17 protein-coding genes are annotated in these 16908 nt (G+C 71.0%); 10 read left to right on the top strand and 7 right to left on the bottom strand.

From position 1 onward, the window contains the following. The 5 genes from OUY22_RS29200 to OUY22_RS29180 all read right to left on the bottom strand — a co-directional run. A partial coding sequence (locus OUY22_RS29200) for an FAD binding domain-containing protein (RefSeq protein WP_270158411.1) occupies positions 1–851 on the bottom strand: 851 nt, incomplete at its 3' end. Next, positions 848–3175, bottom strand: a complete 2328-nt coding sequence (locus OUY22_RS29195; RefSeq protein WP_270158410.1) for a xanthine dehydrogenase family protein molybdopterin-binding subunit — start codon at positions 3173–3175, stop codon at positions 848–850. The genes OUY22_RS29200 and OUY22_RS29195, both read right to left, overlap by 4 nt. After that, positions 3172–3654: a (2Fe-2S)-binding protein gene (locus OUY22_RS29190; RefSeq protein WP_270158409.1), complete on the bottom strand. Its 483-nt coding sequence runs from the start codon at positions 3652–3654 to the stop codon at positions 3172–3174. Before OUY22_RS29190 ends, OUY22_RS29195 begins: the two co-directional genes overlap by 4 nt. A gap of 73 nt (positions 3655–3727) precedes the next feature. Next, positions 3728–3931 carry a hypothetical protein gene (locus tag OUY22_RS29185; RefSeq protein ID WP_270158408.1) on the bottom strand — a complete coding sequence of 68 codons (204 nt, stop codon included), beginning with the start codon at positions 3929–3931 and terminating at the stop codon, positions 3728–3730. Further along, entirely contained in the window at positions 3921–5459 is a 1539-nt protein-coding gene (locus OUY22_RS29180; RefSeq protein ID WP_270158407.1) for a PspC domain-containing protein, read from the bottom strand. The genes OUY22_RS29185 and OUY22_RS29180 overlap by 11 nt, the downstream gene beginning before the upstream one ends. Positions 5460–5572: 113 nt before the next feature. On the opposite strand from OUY22_RS29180, the gene OUY22_RS29175 reads away from it, so the two are divergent. The 9 genes from OUY22_RS29175 to OUY22_RS29135 all read left to right on the top strand — a co-directional run bounded on the left by OUY22_RS29175 (position 5573) and on the right by OUY22_RS29135 (position 12644). Next, the gene (locus OUY22_RS29175; protein WP_270158406.1) at positions 5573–6781 is read left to right on the top strand and encodes an ATP-binding protein; all 1209 of its coding nucleotides are present in this window, start codon (positions 5573–5575) and stop codon (positions 6779–6781) included. After that, positions 6778–7410 (top strand): response regulator, encoded by a 633-nt coding sequence (locus tag OUY22_RS29170; RefSeq protein ID WP_270158405.1) that lies wholly within the window; start codon positions 6778–6780, stop codon positions 7408–7410. Before OUY22_RS29175 ends, OUY22_RS29170 begins: the two co-directional genes overlap by 4 nt. Before the next feature lie 101 nt (positions 7411–7511). After that, a complete protein-coding gene (locus OUY22_RS29165; protein WP_270158404.1) occupies positions 7512–8975 on the top strand; it encodes a glutamate--cysteine ligase family protein in 1464 nt (487 codons plus the stop codon). 5 nt (positions 8976–8980) lie between these two features. Next, a complete protein-coding gene (locus OUY22_RS29160; RefSeq protein ID WP_270158403.1) occupies positions 8981–9628 on the top strand; it encodes a neutral zinc metallopeptidase in 648 nt (215 codons plus the stop codon). Positions 9629–9724: 96 nt separating this feature from the next. Then, entirely contained in the window at positions 9725–9982 is a 258-nt protein-coding gene (locus OUY22_RS29155) for a WhiB family transcriptional regulator (RefSeq protein ID WP_270158402.1), read from the top strand. 139 nt (positions 9983–10121) lie between these two features. Beyond that, positions 10122–10832, top strand: a complete 711-nt coding sequence (locus tag OUY22_RS29150; RefSeq protein WP_270158401.1) for a CPBP family intramembrane glutamic endopeptidase — start codon at positions 10122–10124, stop codon at positions 10830–10832. Further along, positions 10832–11815, top strand: coding sequence for a DUF2804 domain-containing protein (locus OUY22_RS29145; RefSeq protein ID WP_270158400.1), 984 nt, complete (start codon positions 10832–10834; stop codon positions 11813–11815). The genes OUY22_RS29150 and OUY22_RS29145 overlap by 1 nt, the downstream gene beginning before the upstream one ends. A gap of 194 nt (positions 11816–12009) precedes the next feature. After that, positions 12010–12234, top strand: coding sequence for a type II toxin-antitoxin system VapB family antitoxin (locus OUY22_RS29140; RefSeq protein WP_270158399.1), 225 nt, complete (start codon positions 12010–12012; stop codon positions 12232–12234). Then, on the top strand, positions 12216–12644 hold the full coding sequence (locus OUY22_RS29135; RefSeq protein ID WP_270158398.1) for a PIN domain nuclease: 429 nt from the start codon (positions 12216–12218) through the stop codon (positions 12642–12644). The genes OUY22_RS29140 and OUY22_RS29135 overlap by 19 nt, the downstream gene beginning before the upstream one ends. A 17-nt stretch (positions 12645–12661) precedes the next feature. On the opposite strand, the gene OUY22_RS29130 is transcribed toward OUY22_RS29135, so the two are convergent. Then, entirely contained in the window at positions 12662–13378 is a 717-nt protein-coding gene (locus OUY22_RS29130) for a PIG-L deacetylase family protein (protein WP_270158397.1), read from the bottom strand. A 94-nt stretch (positions 13379–13472) separates the two neighbouring features. On the opposite strand from OUY22_RS29130, the gene pcrA reads away from it, so the two are divergent. Next, positions 13473–15728, top strand: coding sequence for a DNA helicase PcrA (pcrA, locus tag OUY22_RS29125; protein ID WP_408638220.1), 2256 nt, complete (start codon positions 13473–13475; stop codon positions 15726–15728). A gap of 24 nt (positions 15729–15752) precedes the next feature. Here the strand turns inward: pcrA and OUY22_RS29120 are convergent, their stop codons facing one another. Continuing rightward, entirely contained in the window at positions 15753–16757 is a 1005-nt protein-coding gene (locus OUY22_RS29120) for a L,D-transpeptidase (RefSeq protein WP_270158396.1), read from the bottom strand. Positions 16758–16908: the final 151 nt, after the last annotated feature.

Raw genomic sequence — 16908 nt, 5'->3', positions numbered from 1 at the left:
GGCGTACCGGCCGCCGTGCGCACCGCGCGGTGCGTCAGCACGCGGGCCAGATGCCGCCGGTAGTCCGGCTGAGCGTGCAGATCCGCCGGCGGCGAGGTGTCCGCCGCCGCCTCCTCGCACGCCCGCCTGATCCCGTCACCCAGCTCCACACCCTGCAGCGCGGACTCGGCGACCCGGGCCCGCAGCGGGGTCGGCCCCATGTTGGTCAGCCCGATCCTGGCCTCCTGGATCGAGCCGTTGGACCGCCGCACGGCCACCGCCACGCCGACCACCGCCCACGACTGCGCGGTGCGGCGGAACTTCTCGTAGTGGAAGCCCCAGCCGTCGCCCAGCTTCGGGATCTTCGCGCCGGCCAGGATCTCGCCCTCGCCCAGCGCCGTCTCCAGGTAGTCGACGAAGAAGTCGGCCGCCGGGATCTCCCGCTCGCCCTGCGCCGAGCGGGCCACCAGCACGCCCTCCAGCGCCAGCAGCACGGCGGGCAGGTCGCCCGCCGGGTCGGCGTGCGCCAGCGACCCGCCGAACGTGCCCCGGTGCCGCACCGCCCGGTCCGCGACCAGGGCGGTGGCCAGCGCCACCAGCGGGCAGCCCGCCGCCACCACCTCCGAGCGCAGCACCTCGTCGTGCGTGGTCATCGCGCCGATGAACACGTGGTCGCCGCGGTCGTGCACGCCCGCGAGCTCCGGCAGCCGCCCCACGTCGACCAGCTTCGTCGGATACGCCAGCCGCAGCCGCAGCAGCGGCAGCAGCGACTGCCCGCCCGCGATCACCTTGGCGTCCTCGTCCGCCGCCAGCTCCTGGCACGCCTCCGGCAGCGACCCGGGACGCACGTAGTCGAACGGTGCCGGGATCATGCCCGTCCTCCTTCCAGCGCCCGCCACACCCGCTCGGGGGTGCACGGCATCGGCACGTCCCGTACCCCGTGCGGCCGCAGCGCGTCCACGATGGCGTTGACCACCGCCGGGGTCGAGGCGATGGTGCCCGCCTCGCCGACGCCCTTGGCGCCCAGCGGGTTGCTGGTGGCCGGCGTCTCGGTCCTGTCGGTCACGAAGTCCGGCAGGTCCGCCGCCGACGGCACCAGGTAGTCGGCCAGCGTGGCGGTGAGCAGGTTGCCCTCCGCGTCGTACACGGCCTCCTCGTACAGCGCCTGGCCGATGCCCTGCGCGATGCCGCCGTGCACCTGACCCTCGACGATCAGCGGGTTGATCACCGTGCCCACGTCGTCGACCGCCACGTACGAGCGGACCCTGACCTGGCCGGTCTCCGTGTCCACCTCCACCGCCGCCAGATGGGTGCCGTGCGGGAAGGAGTAGTTGACCGGGTCGAACGTGGCGTCCGAGTCCAGCCGGGCCTCCGCCCCCTCGGGCAGGTTGTGCGCGGCGAAGGCGGCCAGCGCCAGCTCCTGGATCGTCGTGCGGGAGTCGGTGCCCTTCACCGTGAACGCGCCGCCGGCGAACTCCAGGTCGTCCGGCGCGCACTCCAGCAGGTGGGCGGCCAGCCTGCGGGCCTTCTCGCGCACCTTCTCGCACGCCTGCAGCACCGCGACCCCGCCGACCACCAGCGAACGGGAGCCGTAGGTGTCCATGCCCTTGTGCGAGATCGCGGTGTCGCCGTGCACCACCGTGACGTCCTCGAACGGCACGCCGAGCGCGTCCGCCGCGATCTGGCTCCACGACGTCACATGGCCCTGACCGTGCGGCGACGTGCCGGTGACGACCTCCACCTTGCCGGTCGGCAGCATCCGCACCGACGCGTGCTCCCAGCCGCCCGCGCCGTAGTTGGCCTCGCCGAGCATCCGCGACGGGGCCAGCCCGCACATCTCGGTGAACGTGCTGACGCCGATGCCGAGCTGCACCGGGTCGCCCCGGTCCCGCCGGTCGGCCTGTTCGGCGCGCAGCTTGTCGTAGCCGAACAGCTGCAGCGCCCTGTCGGTCGCCGCCTCGTAGTTGCCGGAGTCGTAGGTCAGGCCCGCGATCGTCGTGTAGGGGAACTCCTCGTGCTTGATCCAGTTGCGCCGCCGCACCTCGATCGGGTCCAGCCGCAGCTCCGCCGCCAGCTCGTCCATGATCCGCTCGATCGCGAACGTGGCCTCCGGGCGGCCCGCGCCCCGGTAGGCGTCCGTCGGCGTCTTCGTGGTGAACACGCCCTTGCAGGCGAACTCGTACGCGTCCATCTTGTAGATCGCGTTGAACATGGTCGCGCCGAGCATCGGTATGCCCGGGGTGACCAGCATCAGGTACGCGCCCATGTCGGCCAGCAGGTCGACCTGGAGCCCGCGGATGCGGCCGTCGGCCTCGGCCGCGAGCCTGACGTGCTGGAGCTGGCCGCGCCCCTGGTGCACGGCCATGTTGCCCTCGCTGCGCGACTCGGTCCACTTGACGGCCTTGCCCAGCCGCCGGGAGAGCAGTAAGCAGAGCACCTCTTCCGCGGTGACCTGCAGCTTGGTGCCGAAGCCGCCGCCGACGTCCGGCGCGATCACCCGGAGCTGATGCTCCGGGATGCCCGTGACCATCGCCAGCATCACCCGCAGCACGTGCGGGATCTGCGTGGAGGTCCACAGGGTGTAGGAGTCGCCGTCGGTGGCGGCCAGCACGGCCCTGGGCTCCATGGCCGCGCCGATCAGGCGCTGCTGCACGTACGTCCGGTCGATCACCACCGGGGCGTCCCTGAAGGCCCCCTCGACGTCACCCGAGGTGATCTTGACGGAGAACGCCTGGTTGCCCGCCTCGTGCACCTTCGGGCTGTCCGGCGCGAGCGCCGCCTCCAGGTCGAGCACCGGCGGCAGTGGCTCGTAGTCGACCTCGATGGCCTCCAGCGCGTCGGCCGCCCGGTAGCGGTCGGTGGCCACCACGCAGGCGACGATCTCACCGGCGTACCGCACCTCCGAGACCGCCATCGGCGGGTGCTCGGGGATGACGATGTCCTCCGACACCGGCCACGCGCACGGCAGGCTGCCCTGCTCGTCCGCGACGTCCTGACCGGTGAACGCCGCGAACACCCCGGGCAGCTCGCGTGCCCCGGTCACGTCCACCCTGGTGATCCGCGCGTGCGCCATCGGGCTGCGCAGGAAGGCCACGTGCAGCATCCCCGGCTGCCGCAGGTTGTCCGTCCACCGCGTGCGCCCGGTCAGCAGCCGGGCGTCCTCCTTGCGCTTTCTCGCCTTGCCCACCTCGGTCATGACGACTTCACCGCCTGACCCATCTCCTGGGCGCCCCGTTTCACCGCTCTGACGATGTTGCAGTAGCCGGTGCAGCGGCAGAGGTTGCCGTCGAGCCCTTCCCTGATCTCCTCCTCCGACGGGTCCGGTGTGTCTCTCAGCAGGTCGATGGCGGCCATGACCATGCCCGGCGTGCAGTAGCCGCACTGCAGCGCGTGTTCCTCGTGGAAGGCCCGCTGCATCGGGTGCATCGACCCGTTCGCGGCCAGGCCCTCGATGGTGACGATCTCGCAGCCGTCGGCCTGCACCGCGAGCATCGTGCAGCTCTTGACGGTCTTGCCGTCGAGCATCACGGTGCAGGCGCCGCAGTTGCTGGTGTCGCAGCCGACGGGGGTTCCGGTCTTGTCGAGGCGTTCTCGGAGTAGGTGGACGAGAAGAAGTCGCGGCTCGACGTCCTCCTCATAGGCGATTCCGTCAACTTTGACGGAGATTCGGGGCATACGTCCTCCCTCACAGGAGCAGGGAAAAGGCGGACAAAGCCCACCGTACGCCCGGGTTTCTCCCGGTCAAGGGTCACTTACCACGAAAGACCCTGGCAATGATCGCCACGAGCCCCGAGAACCCCAGCCCCGTGACCACCAGAGGCAACAGGACCAGCGGATCCTTGATCGACCGCGTCAGGATCAAGATTCCCAGCACGATGAACAGGATTCCGCTCAGCAACGCCATCCAGTCGGTCCTGTGCAGACGCCGCGGCCGGTCGAGATCACGCGGCACGCCGCACCTCCACGTCGCCGACCCCGCCCCGGATGTTCAGCACGAGCGTCGCCGGCTCGCCCTTGGGCGCCACCTCCGGCTCCAGCACCTTGTCCAGCCGGACCTTCACGCCCCCGCGCAGCACCCGGTCCACCTGGATGTCGCCGACCTGGTTCGTCGCGTGCACCTCCAGCCGTGCCTCGGGCGGCGCGATCACCTCCAGGCTGCCCATCGACACCGCGGCGCGCACCTCCACCCTCGACCCCGGCTTCAGCGGCAGCTCCGACAGATCCAGCTCGCCGTCGCCCACGCCCACGTCGAACACCTGGCGCGTCTCCTCCAGGCTGGTCGGAAGCCAGACGGACGCCCCCACCTTCGTCGGAAGCCCGCCGAACATCAGCCCGACCCCGATCAGCGCGGCCACCATCGTGCCCGCGCCCACCAGCCCCGCGCCCCTGCCCCACCAGGCGGCGACCAGCAGCCCCGCCCCGATGGTGACCAGCACCGCGCCGCCGACGATCGTGGGCTGCACGCCCGAAGGCGACGCCGCCTGCACGGTCACGAGAATCCCTCCAATGATCATTGCCAGCAGCATGGTGATGACGCCGATGAACGACCTCGGCCGCTTGCTCTGTCGCCTGCTCGGCCCTGTCCGCCCATAGAGCGCGGGGTCGTACGGCGAGTGACCGCCCGCCCGCTTGGCGGGGTCGAGCGGCTGGTACGGGCCGTGCGGCGCGAACGGCTCCCCCCACGCCCCGAACCCGGCCTCCCCGTACGAGCCGATACGCGTCTCCTCGCGTGAGCCGGGCCCGGTGTCACCGGCGAGCGGCCGGTAGGCCGGGACCGCCGCGTCGTCCTGAACGGCCCGTATCGCCGTGTCGTCATCGGCGGCCGGGGTCGCGGGCTCGTCCGGCGCGGGCATGTCGCGGTGCGCCGCGACGCTCTCGGCCGGAGGCGGCGCGGCGAGACCGCCGGCGCCCTCCCGGAGAGGCTCGCCGACCGGCGGACGGTGGGCGACCGTGGGAGCGGACTGCGGGTACGGGGAGACGCGGGGGGCCTGCCCGTGGGCGGGTTCGTCCAGATCAGTGGGCCGGGGACGCCGGTTGAGACGCTCGGGCATCGAGCGCACCAGCCCCAGCAGGTCGACCCCGTGGGCGTGCGCCGCCAGCAGCGCGACGGCCAGGAACAGCCCCGCGACCAGCGTCCCGGTGTCCAGCCACACCGTCGACAGGTTGATGCCCAGCCCCAGCGCCAGCACGGCCGTCAGCAGCGCCATCACCGCGTCGGCGTCGAAGTCGCGCCGGGTCCACTGCTCGATGAGCCCCGGCCGTCCGCTGGGCTCCTTCATCAGCAGGAAAGCCGCGATGTACAGGAACAGCCCGATGCCGGACCCGAACAGCAGGATCACGAACCCCACCCGGAACACCACCGGGTCGATGCCGGTGTGCCTGCCGAGCCCGGCGCACACGCCCATGAGAAATCGTCCCTCGCCGCTGCGGCACAGCACGTCCGGGGGCGAGGCCGGTTCCCTGGGGGGCGCTTCTGTCATGGGACCATCGTGACCCACCCCCGCGGGGGCACGCATCCGGGAGACCCCTGACCCGACCCGGGGGTCGTTCCCTGATGTTCAGGCACACGACGACATGTGACGATGACGGTGTTATGGCAGACCAGAAGACAGTCGTCGAGCCCGAGGCCGGCGTGCCGTACCGCCGCATGATGCGCCCCATGGAGGGCCGCCTCGTGGGCGGTGTCGCCCAGGGCCTGGCCGCGCAGCTCAAGCTCGATCCGGTCGTGATCAGGCTCGTGTTCGTGCTGCTCAGCGTCGTGGGCGGGGTCGGCGGCGTGGCGTACGCGGTGCTGTGGATGATCACGCCGCGTGAGCCGTACCAGGGAGAGCCGCCCGCCCGTGACTGGAGCCAGCTGGCCGCGTTCACCGCGATCGGGGTGGCGCTGTTCGCGTTCGGGTTCCTGACCGGCGCCTCGCGGGGCGGCGTCGGCATGCTGCCGTTCGCGATCGGCGGCATCGGCGGGCTGATTCTGTGGCAGCAGGCCGACCCGGAGCGCCGCAAGCACTGGGTGAGCGGCGCGACCAGGAGCATCAGGAAGAACCGCGTGCGCACGCTCCTCGGCGTGATGCTGGTGGTCGCGGGCGGCGTCGGCTTCCTGATGGTCGAGGGCCAGCTCCATGAGGCGGGCCAGGGCCTGCTGCTCACGGTGGTCGTGGTCGGCGGGCTGGCGGTCATCGCCGCGCCGTGGCTGGCCGGCCTGTGGAAGGAGCTGCAGCTCGAACGGCGTGAGCGCATCCGCCAGGAGGAGCGGGCCGAGGTCGCCGCGATGGTGCACGACTCGGTCCTGCACACGCTCACCCTCATCCAGCGCGTCGCGCACGACCAGCGCGAGGTCACCCGCCTGGCCCGCGCCCAGGAACGGGACCTGCGCAACTGGCTCTACCAGCCCGCCCAGGACGCCGACGCCACCCTCGCCGCCGCCGTGCGCCGGATCGCCGCCGAGGAGGAGGACGCGCACGGCGTCCCGATCGAGGTGGTCTGCGTCGGCGACATCGGCCTCGACTCCGGGGGCAGGCTCGCGGCCATGCTCAAGGCGGGCCGGCAGGCGATGGTCAACGCGGCCAAATACTCTGAGAGCCCGTCCATCTCCGTGTACGCCGAAGTCGAGGGTGAAGAGGCCACGATTTTCGTGAAGGATCGGGGCAAGGGGTTCGACCTCGACGCGGTGCCGGTGGACAGGATGGGGATCAGGGAGTCCATCATCGGAAGGATGGAACGTCACGGCGGCGCCGCCAGAGTGCGTACCGAGCCTGGTGAGGGCACCGAAGTGATGCTGACGATGAAGGTGGAGAAGCAATGACGCGGGTGCTGATCGTCGACGACCACCGGCTGTTCCGCTCGGGAGTGCGGGCCGAGCTGGGCGACTCGATCGAGGTCGTGGGCGAGGCCGAGGACGTGGACTCGGCCGTCAAGGCCATCGCGGAGCTGCGGCCCGACGTCGTCCTGCTGGACGTGCACATGCCGGGCGGCGGCGGCCAGGAGGTGCTGCGCCGCGTGCTCGGCTCCGGCTCGCAGGTATGCTTCCTCGCCCTGTCGGTGTCGGACGCGGCCGAGGACGTGATCGGCGTCATCCGGGGCGGCGCCCGAGGCTACGTCACCAAGAACATCAGCGGCAGGGAGCTGACCGACGCCATCCGCCGGGTCGCGGACGGCGACGCGGTCTTCTCGCCGCGGCTGGCCGGGTTCGTCCTCGACGCCTTCGCCTCGTCGGAGGCGCCCTCCATCGACCCCGAGCTCGACTCGCTGACCCAGCGGGAGCGGGAGGTGCTGCGGCTGATCGCCCGCGGCTACGCGTACAAGGAGATCGCCAAGGAGCTGTTCATCTCGGTGAAGACGGTGGAGACCCACGTCTCGTCGGTGCTGCGCAAGCTCCAGCTCTCCAACCGCCACGAGCTCTCCCGCTGGGCCACCGCCCGCCGCCTCGTCTGACCGTCGGGCAGCGCAATCCCGTCGCTTCGCAGGTGCTCCTTGCCTCAGCCGAGGGACGGATGGGGTGGTTTAACCGGGGCTGGCGTGCGACATTGCCAGTTATGGGCAGAGATGTGCCGGTCGTCGTGTTCAGCCGGGACGACCGCCGGAAGTACCGCGAGAAGGTGCGCCGGTGCCTCGACGTCTTCGCGCAGTTGCTGCGCGAGTCGAAGTTCGAGGACGACCGGCCGCTCGCCGGCCTGGAGATCGAGCTCAACATCGTCGACGGCGAGGGCGGGGCGTGCATGCGCAACGCCGAGGTGCTCGCCGCCATCGCCCGGCCCGACTGGGCGACCGAACTGGGCCAGTTCAACATCGAGATCAACGGCCGGCCGCAGGAGCTGAGCGGTGACGGGATGCGCAGGCTGGAGGAGGACGTGCGCGCCCGGCTCAACCACGCCGAGGAGCGCGCCAGGTCGCAGAGCGCCCACCTCATGCTGGTCGGCATCCTGCCCACGCTGCGCGAGGAGGACATCGGCGAGGGCACCCTGTCCGCCAACCCCCGCTACCGGCTGCTCAACGAGCAGATCTTCGCCGCCCGGGGCGAGGACCTGCACCTGGAGATCGAGGGCGTCGAACGACTGGACACGCACGCCGACAGCATCACCCCCGAAGCCGCCTGCACCAGCGTCCAGCTGCATCTCCAGGTCAGCCCGCAGGCGTTCGCGGCGCACTGGAACGCCGCCCAGGCCATCGCCGGCCCCCAGGTCGCCGTCGCCGCCAACTCGCCGTACCTGTTCGGCAAGGAGCTGCACCGCGAGACCAGGATCGCGCTCTTCGAGCAGGCCACCGACACCCGCCCGGCCGAGCTGAAGGCGCAGGGGGTGCGGCCCCGGGTGTGGTTCGGCGAGCGGTGGATCACCAGCGTCTTCGACCTGTTCGAGGAGAACGTCCGCTACTACCCGGCCCTGCTGCCGATCTGCGAGGAGGAGGACCCCCGGGCGGAGCTGGACCGGGGCCGCGTCCCCGAGCTGCACGAGCTGACCCTGCACAACGGCACCATCTACCGGTGGAACCGTCCCGTGTACGCGGTGGTGAACGGCAAGCCGCACCTGCGCGTGGAGAACCGGGTGCTGCCCGCCGGCCCGTCCGTGCTCGACATCGCGGCCAACGCCGCCTTCTACTACGGGCTGATGGGCGTGCTGCCGTACGCGGAACGGCCGATCTGGAGCCAGATGTCGTTCGCCGCCGCCGAGGAGAACCTCTACGCCGCCGCCCGCCACGGTCTGGAGGCCCGCCTGTACTGGCCGGGCGTCGGCGAGGTGCCGGCCGACGAGCTGATCCTGCGCCGCCTGCTGCCGATGGCGTCCGAAGGGCTGGACCGGCTGGGCGTGGACCGCGAGGTCTCCGGCCGGCTGCTGGGCGTCATCGAGGGCCGCTGCCTGACCGGCCGCACCGGGGCGACCTGGCAGGTCGAGAAGGTACGGGCGATCGGCGGCGACCGCCACGAGGCGTTGCGGGCGATGACGATGGAATACCTCACCCGGATGCACGCGAATGAGCCCGTGCACACCTGGGCAGTCTGAGGCCTGTGACCCCCTTCGTACGTCTCGCCCTCGCCGCGCTGCTTCTGCTCCCGGCCGCCGCCTGCGGACTGGCCACGTCGCCGTCCAGGGACCGGCGCGGTCTCGACACGTTCGAGGACGACGTGCGGGGGGCCAGGACGCTGTCGGAGGAGTTCTGGAAGCAGTACTTCGCGGCGTCCGGGGCGACCTATCGCCCGATCAACGACTTCGTCCCCTACTCCGGGGCGGACGGGCCGGCCTGCGGCGGGCAGCCGTCCGCGCCGAACAACGCCTTCTACTGCTCGGCGGGCCACTTCATCGCCTACGACGAGGAGTGGATGCGGACGCTGTGGAGCCGGATAGGCGACGGCTCCGTCTACCTGATCATCCCGCACGAGTTCGGCCACGCCGTGCAGGCCCAGATGGACACCGCCTTCGAGCTCAACGTCCAACTGGAGCTGCAGGCCGACTGTTACGCGGGCGGCACGCTGCGCGCGCTGATCGACTCGGGCGCGCTGACCGCCGAGCCGGGTGACGAGGAGGAGCTCCTGCTCAACCTGGCCGCCGCGGGCGACCCGACCGACGACTGGCTCGACCCGGCCGCCCACGGTACGGCCGAGCAGCGCCAGCGGTCGTTCGCCGCCGGCTACACGCGCGGGGTCGACGCCTGCTGAGCCGCACTCCTGCTGAGCCGCACTCCTGGTGAGGTAGCCGCATGTCAATCCCCAGGATGATGCGACTGATCTTGTACACGTCATAGCGTTACCCCTATGCCATTGGAGGAGATCGGCTGGCTGCGCAGCGGGGCCTGCAAGTCCAGCGACCCGGAGCTCTTCTTCCCCCTCGCCCCCTCACCCGCCCAGGAGGCGCGGGCCAAGGCCGTCTGCGCGACGTGCCAGGTCCTCACCGAGTGCCGGTCGTACGCGGTGCGGGCAGGTGAGGCCGACGGCATCTGGGGCGGCCTCACCCCGGACGAACGCCGCCGCTCCCGCCTCCCCGCGAGCCTCCCCGGCTCCGCGGCCTCCTGACCCGGCGGCCTGCTGACGCGGCGGCCTGCTGACGCGGCGGTCTCGTGACCCGGCGGCCTGCTGACCTGGCGGTGGCGTCGTGGGCGTGTGGGTCTCACCCTCTGGTGGGGGAGATCGTGAGTCCGGCTAACCTTCAAGGGTGCTGCTTCGTTCGATCGCCGTGCTGACGGCGGCCAACGTGATCAACAACCGGGTCGCGCCCCGGCTGGGCCCGCTCACGTCCGCCGCCGCCACGGCGGCGCTGGTCGCGATGGCCCGCAGGTCGGGGGTGACCTGGGAGGAGCTGGGCTTCGAGCACGGCCGCAGGGGAGCGCTGATCGGCGGGGCGCTGGCGGCCGGCGTGGTGGCGGTCTACACGGCGGGCGTCAGCCTCTCCCGTACCCGCCCCCTCTTCCACGACGAGCGGGCGCTGTCGCTCACCCGCGCCCGCGTCCTGGAGGAGGCCCTGCTCCAGGTCCCGGTCGGCACGGTCCTGCTGGAGGAGGTCGGGTTCCGCGGGGCGCTGCACGCCCTGCTGCGCCGGGACCACGGCCAGGCCACCGCCACGGCGGTGTCGTCGGCGCTGTTCGGGCTCTGGCACATCCTGCCGGCCGTCGACATGGCGCGGGCCAACCCGGCGCTGGGGGCCGCCGTCGCGGGCGAGTCGCCGCAGCGGCTCGACACGGCGCGGGTCGTGGCGGGCAGCGTGCTCGCGACGGCCGCCGCCGGAGTCCTGTTCACCGAGCTGCGGCGCCGGGGCGGGCTGCTGGCGCCGGCGATGCTGCATCTGGCGACCAACTCGCTGGGCTACCTCTTCGCCCGCCTCGCCGCGGCCAAGACCGAACCCGTCCGGCAGGAGGTCTCCCTCTGATGACGACCCACGAGCGTGAGATCACCGAACCGGTGGACCTCTGCCTGCCCGACGGGCGGCTCAACCCCGCCGCCGTGGGCTGGACCCGCCGGCCGCTGCACCGGGCCAACCTGCGCGGCTGGGGCCGTACCAAGCGCTGGGAGTACTGGGGGATCGTCACCCCGTCCCACATCGTCGGCGTCGTGGCGTCCTCGATCGACTACGCTGGCGTGCACGGCCTCTACGTGCTCGACCGCGCCGCGGGCAGGGAAGTGAGCAAGGACGTGGTGGTGCCCCTCGCCCGCGGCACCGTCATGCCCGACCGCAGCGGCCAGGGCACCGCCGTCGCCGCGGCCTCCGGTCTCTCCATCCAGATCGCCCAGACCGACGCCGGCGCCTCCCTGCGGGCCCGCGCCGAGGGCATCGAGGTCGACCTGGAGCTCCCGCTCCGCGAGGGTCACGAGTCGCTCGGCGTGGTGGTGCCGTGGAGCCGGCGGCGCTTCCAGTACACGGTCAAGGACCTCGGCCGGCCGGTCCGCGGCAAACTGGTGCTCGACTCGGTCCCGTACGAGGTGCGGGAGGAGGACTCGTTCGCCGTGCTCGACCACGGGCGGGGCCGCTGGCCGTACTCGATCACCTGGAACTGGGCGGCGGGCTGCGCGCCCGGCAGGGCGATCCAGCTCGGCGGGCGCTGGACGGCCGGCACCGGGAGCACCGAGAACGCCCTGTTCGTCGGCGGGCGGCTGCACAAGATCAGCGAAGAGCTGGAGTGGAGCTACGACCGGCGCGACTGGATGCGGCCGTGGCGGATCACCGGCCCTCGGGTGGAGGCGGAGTTCACGCCGTTCTACGAGCGGGCGGCCCGCACCGAGCTGGGGGTCGTGGGCTCGGAGACCCATCAGTGCTTCGGTCACTTCGCCGGCCGCGCCAGGGCGGACGACGGCACGTGGGTGGAGCTCGACGGGCTGACCGGCTGGGCGGAGGAGGCCCGGCAGCGCTGGTGATGTTCTCCCGGCGGTGAGGCTGGTCTCCGCCCGGGGATGAGGATCCTTCACCTCGCGGCTCCGGCCTGCACACCTTCTCTTGACCTGTGCTTTAAGGTCGTGCCCGCGCCTCAACGTGTTCATCTGAACACGGAGAGTGCGTATATCAAGATCACAATCCGTGATATACGCTGGAGGTTCGGAGGTGGTGTTCCATGCGAACGGTCATCGACATCGACAAGGAGCTCGTGCAGGCGGTCCAGGACAAGCTGGGCACGGGCAGCATGAAGGAGACGGTCCACTCGGCCCTGCGTTCGGTGCTCGAACGGGACGAGGAGAGGGCGGAAGCGCTCGAGGCGTTCGAGTTCTGGCGGACGGAGGGCAGCCCGGATCTGCTGGATCCGGAGGTCATGAAGCATGCGTGGCGGCGACAGGAGTGATCTACCTGCTCGACACGAGCGCGCTGGCGCGCATCAGAACCAGCGAGGTCGTCGCCAAGGCGCTGCACCCGCTCTACGCGGCCCGTGTCGTGGCCACCTGCGACATCATCGACCTCGAGGTCGGCTACAGCGCGCGTAGCCACGCCCACTACAAGCGCGTCATCCGCGCCCAGCACCAGGTGATCAGGCTGTCGGCGGGGCAGGACGTCTGGGCGCGCGCCCGCGAGGTCCAGCGGGAGCTGATCAAGTCCTCCCAGCATCGCGGCGTAAGCCCGCCGGACCTGCTCATCGCCGCCTGCGCCGAGGTGCACGGCGCGACGGTGCTGCACTACGACCGCGACTACGACCGGATCGCCGAGGTCACGGGGCAGCCGTCGCTGTGGGTGGCGCCGCCCGGCTCGGTGCCGTAGCGGTCCGGTGGACCGGTCTATGCCGTGTCGACGACCTGGAAGCCCTCGGCGTAGTGCCCGTCGGGGAGGCCCGCCTGCCGGGCCCAGGTGGCGAGCCGGCCCCTGACCGTCTCCACGAACCCCTCGACGTGACCCACCTGACTGGTGTGCGACTGCAGCGCCGCCAGTTTGCGGTCGAGGACCGGGGTGATGTCCACCCAGTGGTTCCTGGTGGGCCCGCCCATCAGCCACACCTCGCGCACGGTCCACGCCTCCAACCCCTCGTCCAGCAGGTCGGGGAAGGCGTACGGGTTGCGGGCGTCGGGGTAGACGGCGTCGAGCGTGGCGCCGCCGACCGCCCGGTGGTCGGGGTGGCTGGGGGCGATGAACTGGTAGTTGCGCTCCGGGTGATGAGTGATCACCAGCTCGGGCCGCACCTGCCGGATGGTGCGGGCGATCTCCTTGCGCAGGTCCAGCGAGGGCACCACGGTCCCGTCCGGGAAGCCGAGGAAGCGCAGGTCGCTCACGCCGACGCACTTGGCCGCCGCGGCCTGCTCGGCGCGGCGCAGTTCGGCCATGCCGGAGTGGTCCAGGGCGCGGTCGTTGCCGCCGGCGTCGCCGTCGGTCACCAGCAGGTAGGTCACCTCCACGCCCCGGTCGGCGAACAGGGCCACGCTGCCCGCGGCGCCGAAGTCGGCGTCGTCGGGGTGCGCGGTCACGACGAGGACCCTGGTGATCTCACTCTCCGGCAGCATGGCTCCCCTTTCCGAGGCGTCTTCGGGCACAACGGGAGTCCGCTCCCCGGCATTCCGGGCGCCGATTGTCGGTGAGGGGTCTTAACCTAGGTACGTGCCCACCCACGTCTCTGTTGACCACCCCTTGCTCGATGGCCTCAACCCACAGCAGCGCGAGGCCGTGCTCCATCACGGCAGCCCTCTGCTGATCGTCGCCGGGGCCGGGTCCGGCAAGACGCGGGTGCTCACCCACCGCATCGCCTACCTCCTCGCCGAGCGCGACGTCCACCCGGGCGAGATCCTGGCCATCACGTTCACCAACAAGGCCGCGCGCGAGATGAAGGAGCGCATCGACAAGCTCGTCGGCCCGCGCTCGCGCGCCATGTGGGTGATGACCTTCCACAGCGCCTGCATGCGCATCCTGCGCCGCGAGGCCAAGCGGCTCGGCTTCCCGTCCAGCTTCTCGATCTACGACCAGGCCGACTCCCAGCGCCTCATGGCCATGGTCTGCCGCGAGATGGACCTCGACCCCAAGCGCTACCCGCCCCGGTCGTTCTCCGCCCAGGTCAGCAACTTCAAGAACGAGCTGATCGACTACGAGACCGCGATCGACCGGGCCGGCTCCCACCTGGAGAAGACGCTCGCCCAGGCCTACAAGAGCTACCAGCTCAAGCTCACCGAGGCCGGCGCGATGGACTTCGACGACATCATCATGAACACGGTGACGCTCTTCCAGCTCTTCCCCGAGGTGGCCGAGCACTACCGGATGCGGTTCCGCCACGTCCTCGTGGACGAGTACCAGGACACCAACCACGCTCAGTACATCCTGATCCGGGAGCTGGTCGGCTTCCCCGAGCTGCGCACCGCCGACGGCGAGCAGGTGCGCTCCGGCACCGGCCAGTCGGAGCTGTGCGTGGTGGGCGACGCCGACCAGTCGATCTACGCCTTCCGCGGCGCGACGATCCGCAACATCCTGGAGTTCGAGCGCGACTACCCCGACGCCCGCACGATCCTGCTGGAGCAGAACTACCGCTCCACCCAGAACATCCTGGCCGCCGCCAACGCGGTCATCTCCCGCAACGAGTCGCGCAAGCCGAAGAACCTCTGGTCCGACCAGGGCGACGGGCCGAAGATCGTGGGGTACGTCGCCGACAACGAGCACGACGAGGCCGTGTTCGTGGCGCAGGAGGTCGACCGGCTGGCCGACGAGGAGGGGGTCAGGCCGGGCGACGTCGCCGTCTTCTACCGCACCAACGCGGCCTCCCGGGTGTTCGAGGAGATCTTCATCCGCACCGGCCTGCCCTACAAGGTCGTCGGCGGGGTGCGCTTCTACGAGCGCAAGGAGGTCAAGGATCTGCTGGCCTACCTGCGGGTGCTGGCCAACCCGCTCGACGTGGTGTCGCTGCGCCGCATCCTCAACGTGCCCAAGCGCGGCATCGGCGAGCGCGCCGAGGCGATGGTGGAGGCGTTCGCCGCGCGCGAGCGGATCCCGTTCTGGGAAGGGCTGCGGCGGGCCGACGAGGCGCCGGGCATGGCCACCCGCTCGCTCAACGCGATCAGGGAGTTCGTCGCGATGCTGGAGGAGCTGATCACCAAGAGCGAGGGGGTGCCGCCGTCCACGCTGGCCGAGGAGGTGCTGGCGGCCACCGGCTACCGCGCCGAGCTGGAGGCGTCCGAGGACCCTCAGGACGAGTCCCGCCTGGAGAACCTCCAGGAGCTGGTCTCGGTGGCGAGCGAGTTCGAGGAGGCCAACCCCGAGGGCACGCTCGTGGAGTTCCTGGAGCAGGTGTCGCTGGTCGCCGACGCCGACCAGATCCCGGAGCAGGACGGCGGCCAGGGCGTCGTGACGCTGATGACCCTCCACACCGCCAAGGGCCTGGAGTTCCCGGTGGTCTTCCTGACCGCCATGGAGGACGGCGTCTTCCCCCACATCCGCTCCATCGGCGAGTCGAAGGAGCTGGAGGAGGAGCGCCGGCTGGCCTACGTCGGCATCACCCGCGCCCAGCAGCGGCTCTACCTGACGCGGGCCGCGGTGCGCAGCTCCTGGGGGGCGCCGTCGTTCAACCCGGCCTCGCGGTTCGTCGGCGAGGTGCCGGCCAAGCTGGTCGAGTGGCGTAGCGATCCCGACAAGTCCGCGTGGAGCGCCGCCACCCGCCGCGAGCCCGCCCCGGCGGCGGCGGCTCCGAAGAAGACCGGCGGCCGGAGCATGCCGTCGCTGACGCCGGGCGACCGGGTCACCCACGACGCGTTCGGACTCGGCACCGTGGTGTCGGTCGACGGCGTGGCCGAGAAGACCAAGGTCAAGATCGACTTCGGCTCGGGGGGCGAGAAGACGCTCCTGCTCGCGTACGCGCCCCTGGAGAAACTCTGACCGGCGCGGGCCCGCGCCAGGGCGTCAGCTCTGGGCGGCGCGCAGGGCGCTGCCCTTCTTCCACTGGGTCCAGTTGAGCTGCCAGTAGCTCCAGCCGTTGTTCCACTGGAGCTTGCGCTTGGTGCCGACGATCTTGACGACGTCGCCGCGCTGGCTGATCTGGTAGAACCACTTGGCTCCGGCCGGGGTGGCGCGGACGCAGCCGTGGCTCTGGTTGGACCGGCCGAGATACTGGTAGTCGCCGAAGCTCTGGTGGACGTACTCGCCGCTGTCGGAGATGCGGACCGCCCAGGGGATCTCCTCCTTGTAGTAGCGCGGGTCCTTCGGGTCGGTCACCCCCATCCACGACGAGGTCATGGTCTCCACGGCCTTCTTGCCCATGGTCAGGTGGACGCCGCTGGTGGTCAGGTAGACGTCGACGCCGTTCCTGATCATGCCGCCCCGGCCGGCGCTGATCGGGATCTTCTTGGCCAGCCTGCCGTTGCGGTAGACCTTCATGACGTGCTTGCGGGTGTCGACCAGCGAGACGTGCTTGGCCCCGACGGCGAAGCGGCGGCTGACGTTCCTGGCCTTGTGGTTGCCGGGGATCTCGCTGAGCTGGGCCTTGAACAGCACCTTCTGGTACGGCTGCCAGTAGGTCTTGGTGCGGTAGATGACCTTGCGGGGTGACACCCACCGCCAGGCGCCCTCGACCGGCTTCTCCGCCTGCACGCTGAGCACGGACTCGACGGCGGCCTTGTCGGGCACGTCACGGTCGAAGGTGACGATGATGGGGAAGCCGACCCCCACCTTCTCCGTCTTCTCTCCCATGGGGGTGATGTCGGCGATGCCGAGCTTGAACTTCTTCTGCGGCTTCGTGGCGGGCTGGGTCGCCTGCACCGTCTCAGGCTGGACCGCCTGGGACTGCACCGCCTGAGGCCGCGCCGCCTGCCGCGCGGCGGCCTGCTGCGGGGCGGGGGTGCCCTCGGCCGCGCAGGCCACCGCGGTCGCCAGGGCGGCGGCGGCGAGAATCCGGGGGAAGAGATTCACGGGTCTTACTCCTGAGCTATGGTTCTCCGCGTCGAACGCGTACGTAGGTGTGACAATTGGGACACCTGTTTCGACGGCAGATCCGGCGTCACGATGACGTAACGGTCCAAACGCCACAGGGCCGCACTCCCGGAAAGGGAGTGCGGCCCTG

It is taken from the genome of Nonomuraea corallina, assembly GCF_027620315.1.
GTDB classification, from domain to species: Bacteria; Actinomycetota; Actinomycetes; order Streptosporangiales; family Streptosporangiaceae; genus Nonomuraea; species Nonomuraea corallina.
This window is presented reverse-complemented; position numbering and strand designations above follow the sequence as displayed.

Excerpts from the sequence above, each read along its gene's own strand:
- OUY22_RS29165 (WP_270158404.1), top strand. The coding sequence starts at position 7,512 with ATGGGCAGAGATGTGCCGGTCGTCGTGTTCAGCCGGGACGACCGCCGG.
- OUY22_RS29180 (WP_270158407.1), bottom strand. The coding sequence starts at position 5,459 with ATGACAGAAGCGCCCCCCAGGGAACCGGCCTCGCCCCCGGACGTGCTG.
- OUY22_RS29170 (WP_270158405.1), top strand. The coding sequence starts at position 6,778 with ATGACGCGGGTGCTGATCGTCGACGACCACCGGCTGTTCCGCTCGGGA.
- OUY22_RS29140 (WP_270158399.1), top strand. The coding sequence starts at position 12,010 with ATGCGAACGGTCATCGACATCGACAAGGAGCTCGTGCAGGCGGTCCAG.
- OUY22_RS29130 (WP_270158397.1), bottom strand. The coding sequence starts at position 13,378 with ATGCTGCCGGAGAGTGAGATCACCAGGGTCCTCGTCGTGACCGCGCAC.
- OUY22_RS29195 (WP_270158410.1), bottom strand. The coding sequence starts at position 3,175 with ATGACCGAGGTGGGCAAGGCGAGAAAGCGCAAGGAGGACGCCCGGCTG.
- OUY22_RS29175 (WP_270158406.1), top strand. The coding sequence starts at position 5,573 with ATGGCAGACCAGAAGACAGTCGTCGAGCCCGAGGCCGGCGTGCCGTAC.
- OUY22_RS29155 (WP_270158402.1), top strand. The coding sequence starts at position 9,725 with ATGCCATTGGAGGAGATCGGCTGGCTGCGCAGCGGGGCCTGCAAGTCC.
- OUY22_RS29190 (WP_270158409.1), bottom strand. The coding sequence starts at position 3,654 with ATGCCCCGAATCTCCGTCAAAGTTGACGGAATCGCCTATGAGGAGGAC.
- OUY22_RS29145 (WP_270158400.1), top strand. The coding sequence starts at position 10,832 with ATGACGACCCACGAGCGTGAGATCACCGAACCGGTGGACCTCTGCCTG.